The following is an 8,579-nucleotide window of genomic DNA, read 5'->3' as shown; positions in this document are numbered from 1 at the left end:
TCGCTGCGCATGGGGTGGCTGACAGCCAGGATGTAGGCGTCGGTGTCGATCCCGGCCATCGTGGCATTGGCATTGCGATGGCGAAGTCGTCCGTCCGCCAGAAGGTTGAAGTAAACCTCGGTGATGCGATCGATGCCGGTGATGCGCACGCCGATCCAGTTCGTGCCTTCAATGCGTTCGATCCTTGACGCAGGCTTGCCCTCGCTGCGGGGTTGCAGGGCAACCAGGAACTTCTCGCGATCGCTTTTCCCGACGGGCTGGAACCCGAGGTAGGCCTGCTTTATTTTCGGGTCCTCATCGGCAAGGCCCTCATGGCTGACGAGACGCAGCGCATAAGGATAGTCGGTCGGCAAGCCGCCGTCCGGCAGAGCCGCCGGGAACAGCGGCGTAACGTCGACGCCGGCGTCCCCGTCGCGAATTTCGACTGTCCTGCCTTTGCGCGTGGCCGTGCCGCCGTGATGCAGCAGCCATTCGAACTGGCCGGCATCGCGGCTGCGCAAGTCGTCGACGAGGAGGATCGTGTCTCCCACCCACAGGATGTTGCGGTAGTTGCGCTGGAAGTATCGGCTCGTCGGCCCGGTGGCATCCGCCCAGGCGTAACGAATGTTGGGCGTGTCGAGCACATGGTCGATCGTGCCCATCGACGCCGACCCGTCGTAGAGGTCGCTGGCGGGCTCCGCATGTCCGTCGATGGTGACGACGTTGTGGGCCTCGCTTTGCCGGTAATAGCCATCGTACTCCGGCGTCGAGTAGCCTGAATGGCCCGAATCCGCGATCAGCGTGTGTCCCTTGTGGTAGAGGATGAAGCTGCCGGCATCGGCATGGTTGTGGTTCCAGGTGAAGCCGGACTTGACCCCGAGAAGGGTGGCGTCGGGGGACCAGTCGCTGCGCATGGTCAGCAGGCCCTGGTCGCGCGATACGTAAGTGCGCGATGCGCCGATGGAGGACGACGCTGACGCGCGTGCCGGGGCGTCAGGGAAATAGGGAAGGTTGGTGGCATCCTTCCATGCATCTTTCGCGGGCACGCCGGAGAAGCCGGCAATATACTTCAGGTATTCGGGATTGTGGTCGCCCAGTGCCCACAGGTCAGCCAAGGTGTGGCAACCGCAACTGGGCGGGCGGCTGTCACCGAAGTTGAGCGACACCCATCCCTCGCTGCGGGGATAGCTGGTGGCGAGAAAATAGCCTGCGATCTTGTCGAGACCCTTGATGGGGGAGGGGGCGGTGCCCATCGCCTCGGTCCACGAGCGGCGGAAAAGCATCAGGCTGTGCAATGCCAGTTCGGCATAGGAGACAGTCTCGGAATAGGCGCCGTCGCGGCCGAAGGTGGGAGGCTTGGTGCCGATGCGGGTGCCCGGAAACTCGAACCATTCCACGCTCGCCTCGTCGATGCGGCGCGCCCATTCGAGGCCGCGCGGATCGTCCGGGCGCACCGCAAGTGCCGCAACGCCGGCGCCGAAGACGATGTGTGCCCACCAGTTGTGTCCCATCGTATCGAGCGCATGGATGCGCTTTGCGCCATCGATCCAGTCGTCCATGATCGGGAGAATGGCACCGCGGATGAGGCCCTGCACGATGGTCTGGCGATCGGCCTGCGACAGAGTGTCGCGCACGGCGTCATAGGCAATGCCGGTGCTGGCGGCGGCATAACCCATCCCGAGGTCGGATTTCCACGGAGGGTCGCGGCGGGCGAGGGGAGCGTCGGTCAGCCAGTCCGTTCTGGCCGCGCGCTGCAGCAGGATTGTCCTGGCTCCCTGTGCATACTTCGCCTGTCCCGTGACGCGGAAGGCGAGGGCGAGTGCTTCCAGAGCACTGTCGATCTCGCGATCACCACGCGGGGGAGAGGACAGCGCCCTGTCCGCCGTCTTGCGCAGGGCATTCCAACGGGTGCGGGCTTCGGGGTCACTGGCGATGAGTTGCTTCACACGCGCGATGTTGGCCGGCTTGAATGCAAGCGAGGGAGGGGCTGCGGCGACCTCCTGTGCCTGCGCCCCAGCGGGGAGGAGCGCCAAGGTCGGCACCATCGTCAGGGCTGCTGCGGCCATCGCGGTTCGTATCATCGTATCCATTCCCTTGCCCCGCGATGCGCAGCGGGCGCTAGCTCCAATGTCGGCGGTCAGGCGCGCCGTTCGAAGAAGATCGCCTGGCCGCCGCTCGGCTGCATGGCGACCGTCAGGGTGGCGGAGGCATCCACATTGCGCCGGGAGATGTCCACCGTGGTCAGTCGGGGCTCCTGCGCCCGCGCGCCGTCGGCAAAGACCATCGCCTGCCATTTGCCTTCGCCCAGGAAGGCAAGCGGGATCTGGATCGTGCGCGCCTCCTCGTTGGTCATCGCGCCCAGGAACCAGCGGTCGCCGTTGCGCCGTGCTACCGCAACGTACTCACCCGGCTCGCCATCGATCGCATGGGTCTCGTCCCAGGTGGTGGGGCATTCGTCGAACCAGTGGAGCGCGGGCCAGCTTCCGGTGCGGTACTTCGCCGGAGTGTCGTACCAGTAGAGGAACGTGAGCGGGTTGTAGTAGACCGCCGCCATCGCCAGCTGGTGCGCGTTGGTGGTCAGGTTCTTGTAGTGATCGTAGCAGATCGTGTAGTCGATCGGCCCGGACAGAGCGCGCGTGAAGGGCAGGGTGACGTTGTGCCGCGCGGTGGGGAACTGCTCGTTCCCGCGCACGCCTTCCAGCGCTACGTAGTTCGGCAAGGTGCGCTCCAGCCCGGCGGGACGCAGGTTGTCGTGCAGGTTCACCAGCAGGTTGTTTTCGCCGCAGGTCTTCACGACGTCGTAGATCCAGTCGACGTCCTCCTGACGCCCCTCCCAGATGAAGCCGAACTTGATTCCGGCGATGCCCCACTTGCGGTACGTGGCGACAATCGCATCCAGCTGGCGCATGGCCGGCACGCGATCGACATAGACGATCGTGCCGATCCCCTTCTGCCGCGCGGCGGCGACGATGCCCTCGATGTCGAAGCCGTCGATCGGGTGGGTGGCATCGCTGGGATCGGTGCCGTCGCCGTACCAGTGCGCATCGAATACGATGAAATCCATCTTGCGTTCCACGGCAAAGGCGAGGCCGGCTGTAGCGTTTTCGTTCGTATAGGGCGCACGGACGCGAAATGCCCGGCCTGGACGGACCCAGTCGGTCGCGCCGAGGCGGTTGGGGGTGGCGAGCGTGGGAACCAGCCCGGCCTTGCCGATCAGTCCGGCAGTGCGTTCGGCGACCATGATGACCCGCCAGGGCGTGGTGAAGGGCGCTTCGACATCGAAGAGGGGCGCTGCATGCGTATCGCCCGGACCGGAGAAGCCGGTGGCGCGACCGGGGAAATGCATCAGGCGGCTGACCATCGTCTGTTCGTCGGGACCGGGCGCGAACATCATGCGCGGGTAATGCAGGCGGTCGGCTTCGCACAGCAGCATGGCAAGACCTGCGGGCGTCTGGGCCATTGCCGGCGTATCAGCCAGCGCGCCCTTGTCGGTGCTGGCGGTCAGTTCGGGGTGAGGAATGGGGGCGATCCGGCCAGCCGGGGAGACGGCGTACTCGCCCTCGTCGCGGCTGGTCCAGACGCGGGTACCGGCGGGCATGCGGAACTCGATCTGCTCGCCGCCGAGCCGCACCGTTTTCTTCGGCGCGGAAAGCAGTACGAAACGACAGGCGATCCCGTCGTCGTGTGCCAGGAGGCGGATCGCGAAGCGGATGCGCGAGCGACGATCCTCGAACCGCGCCTCAAGTTGGTTCGCTCGCCCGTCGTAGTTCCCGGCGATCCCGTAAGGGGGCTGCCAGGACCCGTCGCTGGAGGTTGTCTCCGAACCCAGGAACTTCGCATCCGGTCCGAGGCGTCGGCCATCGCCCAGCACCAGCGCCATCTGCGAAGGTTCGAGCATCACGGTGTCCCCATGCCGGGCCGCCCAGCGCGGGTGCTCGCCGCGCGATGCGGGCACCAGCAGTTCGACCGTGATGCGCCCGTCCGGCGAGGCGACCGCGAGGCGTTGCGCGGTTGCGGGCGGAGTGCTGCGGGCTTCCACAGCGCTTGCGGCCAGGCCGGTGGCTGTCGCGGCGCTCAGCCCGGCAAGCACGGTGCGGCGGTTGGTCTTCATGGTGTTCCTCCCTCGAGATGCGCCGGCTCGGGCGTCAGCGGATGATCAGGCCTTGCACGTGCTTTCCAACGGCGATGTCGCCCGCTTCGGGGGAGTCGATCCGCCGGCCGCCGATGCCGAGGTTTTCGATCGTGACGTTGCGAACGGCGGTCTTTTCCGACAGGCCCGCGATGATCGACGGGCCGGGCATGCCCTCGCCGGTGAAGGTGACGTTGCGGATGGTCACCCCGTCGATCCCGCGTCCGGGCATCGTGTTGTACCGGGCGTTGTTGCCCGCCACGATGTTGATCAGCTTGCCTTCCTCGATCCGGTCGACGCGGATGTTGCTGAAGGTGATGTTGCGGATCAGCGTGCTGTCGCCCGAATAGGCCGCGATCGCGCCTTCCCAGTCGGGGTCGTCCTCGTCGAGATTGGCGATGTCGATGTTATCGAAGGTGACATCGCGGATCGTGCGCGGGTTTGCGTTGTCACCAAAATGCGCAACGTAGAGCGCGTGCGCCACGTCGTTCCAGATCCGCAGGTTGCGGACCGTGATGTCGAAGGTGTCTCCGGGCGGATTGACGTCGGGAATGCCGGTTTGCGCCGCACGCTGGCGGCACAGCGGACAATCGGTCACCGAGTACACCACCACGGCATCGTCGGACACGCGCAGATAGCCGCCATCGACCGAGACATGTCGCGAGGTCGAGATATTGATCCCGTCCGACCACTTGCCCGAGGTGAAGCCGGTGACGTTACGCAGCGCGACATTGCTGGAATTGCGGATGTTGATGACCCGTGCCGCGTCCTTGCGGTCGCTGTTGACGAGGATGAGATCGGAGATCGCGACGTTTTGTGCTTTCTCAAGGTCGATCCCCCGTCCGGGATCCCAGAGCATCCCGCGTCCCGATATACTGACGTCCTTCACGCCCTCCAGCGCGAAGGAGCCCTTCAGGACGGCTCCGCCTGCAAGATAGATGCGTTCTCCCGACTTGACCGGGAACACGTCGCTGCCCTCTGGCGGGGTATGGAGCCCCGGCTCGAAAACACGCACGTTCGGACCGTTCGGGGCAGCCGCGGGAACGGCGCCGGCCAGGATGTGCAGGTTGTGAAGCCGGTCGTCATCGAACTGGAGCGAGAAGCTCTCGGGACGCGTCAGCGTCATGCGTACGATGCTTCCCTTGCGTTCCGGCTTCACCGCGCTGGCCAGCGGTGCGACGGTGACCGTGTCGAAGCGGCCGTTGTTTTTCAGCACTTCGACTTCCACGGTGCCCTGGAAATCGAAATACACCATGGAGGCATTCTGCCTCGTGTCGGTGTCGACCTGGACGCGGTACTCGTAAAGATCCTGCCATGGTCCGCCCGGTTTGCGCACACGGACGGTGAAGTCGTCGTTGTGCGCGGCATAGAGCAGGCCCTTCGGCACGGGATAGACCTGCAGAGCATCGTCCGCCGCGAGAACGACGGGGGCCGCCGCGCAGGACAGTGCGATAACGGCAAGGCTGATGCCGGTCCGGCGCAGGATCGCGGGTTTACGCATCGAAGTGGCTCCTGATCTGTGCGACCGCATCAGAAATTCGCTGTCCCTGTCAGGAAGAACGAGCGTGGCTGCGTGGTCAGGATGCCGGTCGTCGCATTGGGATACATGCTGATGATCTGCGTCTGCGTCAGCCCGGAAACCGGCAAATTCGGATTCTGGATCGAGAAGATGCCGATATCGTTGAACACGTTGCTGACGTTGAAGCCAAGCCGGAAGTCGGGCGTCACATCATAGGATAGCGAGAGGTCGGTCTGGGTCTGGGTCGGGAACGTCGTCAGACCGGTAAAGCTGGACGGGCGCGACCCCAGATAGGTGAAGTTGACGAGCGCCGTGAATGGACCGGTCGCATACTCCAGGCCAATGCGGCCCTGAACCTTGGCAAGGTTCTCAAGCTTGCTGTCAGGATAGGCTTCAAGCTGATCGTCCGCCCGGCCCGTTTGCCCCATGTTCCAGTTGTACCATTCGAGCGCCTTGCCCTTCTGGAGCGTCACGGCAGCCGTCAGGCGCAACTGCTGTGTCACCCGAATATCGCCCTCGATCTCGACCCCGTATACCCGCGTCTTGTTGAAGGCCGGCGTGGTAACGTAGGTCGTGCCGTCAAGGTCGGTTCCCTGGCCGACGACGTTGACCTTGTCGAGCAGGGTGAGGAACGGGGTCAGCGTCAGGCGCACCCTCGGGCTCACATAGCTGAACCCTGCTTCGTACTGCGTGATCAGCGGCGGCGTGATCGGCTGGTTCTGCGCCTTGAACACCGTATCGTATCCGCCCCAGAGGCCATCGCCGTTCTTCTTGCCGCGGGCGTAGCGCACGTAGGCCGAGAAGCTGTCGGAGAAACGGTAGTTGGCGGCCGCGGTGTAGTTCACGAAGCTCAGCTTCTTGTCGAAAGGCACTTCGCGGTCCAGCACGCCTACGAGATTGTCGTAGATCGTCAGCGGATCGCCGTCGACGCCGCCGTAAGTGCGGTCGCGGGCTTGCGGGTTCGCCGAGGCGAGCAGGTTCGTGCCCCTGTAACCAAAGCGCTCATAGCGGATGCCGGCATCCAGGGTGAGCCTGTCGGTCGCCTTCCAGTTGAGCCCGCCGAACAGCGAGGTAGAGCGGTTCTTGACGGTGTTGCGGACCGGCGCACTGCCGATCGAACCGAAGCCTGCGGAATTGGTCATCTGATAGACATTGCCGGTCGCGGCGTCAGTGAAGGTGACCTGCGCGGCTTCCATGTCGGATTCGATCGGGGCGATGTAGCCGCCGGGCGGCAACAGTTCGCGCACGAACTTCGAGCGCGAGAGGTAGCCGCCGGCGGTCACGGTCAGGCGGCCGATGCGCTTAGAGATTGTCAACTGATCGATGAACGACTGCTCGTCGAAATCGGTCGAGGTGCCGGTTCCCGAAATGACGCCGTTGGTCAGCACCTGCTGATTGGGCAGGTTGTTGGTCAGCACCGTGTAGCCGCTGGCGGCGCTGGCCACCTGCGCAAGCAACTGGCCGTTGCTGCCGGTCACCGTGATCGTCCCCGGAACGCGGCTGAGCCCCGCGGCGCTGAAGCCGAGGTTGTTCCACAAGTTCTGGTTGTCCAGACCGAACGTGCCAACGCCGTTCTGGTTGAGCTTCAGGCGGTTGTCGTTGAACCGGAAATGGTTGCTGATCTGGAGCGTGTCATCGACGTCGTGCTCCCACTTGAGGCCCACGCTCCGCGCGACGGTGTGGTCGAGATTGTCCGGATCGAAGCGCTGGCTGTCCACGACGCCCGATCCGGGAATGGTGAAGGCCGATTTGCGGCCCAGCGTATAGTTGTCGTAGCGCGACAGGCCGGGCGCGATCTGCGGATCGTCGAAGCCGATCGAGGGGATGCGCTCGGAATCGTAGGACCCGTTGTGGTCGTCGAGGTACTTGCCGTAGAGGACCAGAGAACCGGAGCCGTAGTTCCAGCCCAGCGATGCCTTGATCTGCCCGCCCCGGTTGAAAGGATAGGCGGTTGGCCGCGCGCCGAACGAACGGCGATAAAACCCGCCGATCGACCCGTAGACGCCGCTTTCGCCGAATTCGGTGCCATAGTAGGCGTCCGCACGCTGATAGGGCTGGCTTTTGCCTTCAAGGCCGAGGCGGATCGAAGCCACACCGCCGTCATGGTCGGTAAGTGCATTCTTGGAGATGTAGTTGAACAGACCGCCGGGCGCGTTCGGCCCCGTGACGGTTGCGCTGCCGCCGCGCAGCGCCTCAACGCGCTTCAGCGTCAGGTCCTGACGATAGAAACTGTCGGGCTGGAAGCCACTGCCCTGAATGCCGATGACCGGCAGGCCATCGTCGAGCAATGCAACGAAGTAATAGCCCGAGGTCGCCGACTGCGTTCCGACCGACAGGCCGCGCGCATAAACGATGTTGCGCGCCTCGCCGATCGACGAGTTCACATAGACGCCCGGTACGTTCTTCAGAAGGTCGGCTGCGCTGACCGGGGCCGAGCGCTGCACAGTATCTGAATCGATGGTCGAGATGGCGACAGCGGCGTCACGCTTGGCCGTGCGGCTGAGGACGCCCGTGACGATGATCTCGTTGGCCGAAGCATCCTGCGGAGCAGGGGCGGCGTCCTGAGCAAAGGCCGGAAATGCCGAGCATGAGGCCAGAAGCAGAGAAGCCAGTCTGGCGGTCGTGGATACGCGTCCGCGGCAGCGAAGCGAGGCGTTGCGATTCATGTGCGCTCTCCCGAGGGCGTCTGGTTGTTGCGAATCTGATATCGATATCAGATTCCGGATGCAAGTGGATATCGATACCATAAATTGATCTTCCATAGATTTTGAGGCGGGGTCGGCCGGCCTATCGCCTGACGTCGCCGCCGCTGGCGGAGAAGGCGTTCAGTTCTTCGGGGCCGACGAGGCACATGTCGCCCGGCACGGTGTGCTTGAGCACGGTGTAGGCGAGCCCGGCCTGTGCGGTCTCGACCAGTCCGGCGCCCTCCAGCCACTTGTGCAGGACGCCGGC

4 protein-coding genes are annotated in these 8,579 nt (G+C 64.4%); all 4 read right to left on the bottom strand.

Annotation, left to right across the window (positions count from 1 at the left end; all coding sequences use genetic code 11):
- A partial coding sequence (locus A8V01_RS24475; RefSeq protein WP_170066055.1) for a heparinase II/III domain-containing protein occupies window positions 1-2,060 on the bottom strand: 2,060 nt, incomplete at its 3' end.
- 56 nt (window positions 2,061-2,116) lie between these two features.
- Window positions 2,117-4,090 carry a glycoside hydrolase family 97 protein gene (locus A8V01_RS24470; protein ID WP_103098872.1) on the bottom strand — a complete coding sequence of 658 codons (1,974 nt, stop codon included), beginning with the start codon at window positions 4,088-4,090 and terminating at the stop codon, window positions 2,117-2,119.
- 34 nt (window positions 4,091-4,124) lie between these two features.
- Window positions 4,125-5,609, bottom strand: coding sequence for a glycosyl hydrolase family 28 protein (locus tag A8V01_RS24465; RefSeq protein WP_170066054.1), 1,485 nt, complete (start codon window positions 5,607-5,609; stop codon window positions 4,125-4,127).
- Between the two features lie 29 nt (window positions 5,610-5,638).
- The gene (locus A8V01_RS24460) at window positions 5,639-8,293 is read right to left on the bottom strand and encodes a TonB-dependent receptor (protein WP_170066053.1); all 2,655 of its coding nucleotides are present in this window, start codon (window positions 8,291-8,293) and stop codon (window positions 5,639-5,641) included.
- Window positions 8,294-8,579: the final 286 nt, after the last annotated feature.

Origin of the sequence: Novosphingobium guangzhouense (genome assembly GCF_002896965.1) — a bacterium.
GTDB classification, from domain to species: domain Bacteria; phylum Pseudomonadota; class Alphaproteobacteria; order Sphingomonadales; family Sphingomonadaceae; genus Novosphingobium; species Novosphingobium guangzhouense.
The sequence above is the reverse complement of the archived record's forward strand: the minus strand, read 5'-3'. Positions and strand labels throughout refer to the sequence as shown.

Excerpts from the sequence above, each read along its gene's own strand:
- A8V01_RS24465 (WP_170066054.1), bottom strand. The coding sequence starts at position 5,609 with ATGCGTAAACCCGCGATCCTGCGCCGGACCGGCATCAGCCTTGCCGTT.
- A8V01_RS24470 (WP_103098872.1), bottom strand. The coding sequence starts at position 4,090 with ATGAAGACCAACCGCCGCACCGTGCTTGCCGGGCTGAGCGCCGCGACA.
- A8V01_RS24460 (WP_170066053.1), bottom strand. The coding sequence starts at position 8,293 with ATGAATCGCAACGCCTCGCTTCGCTGCCGCGGACGCGTATCCACGACC.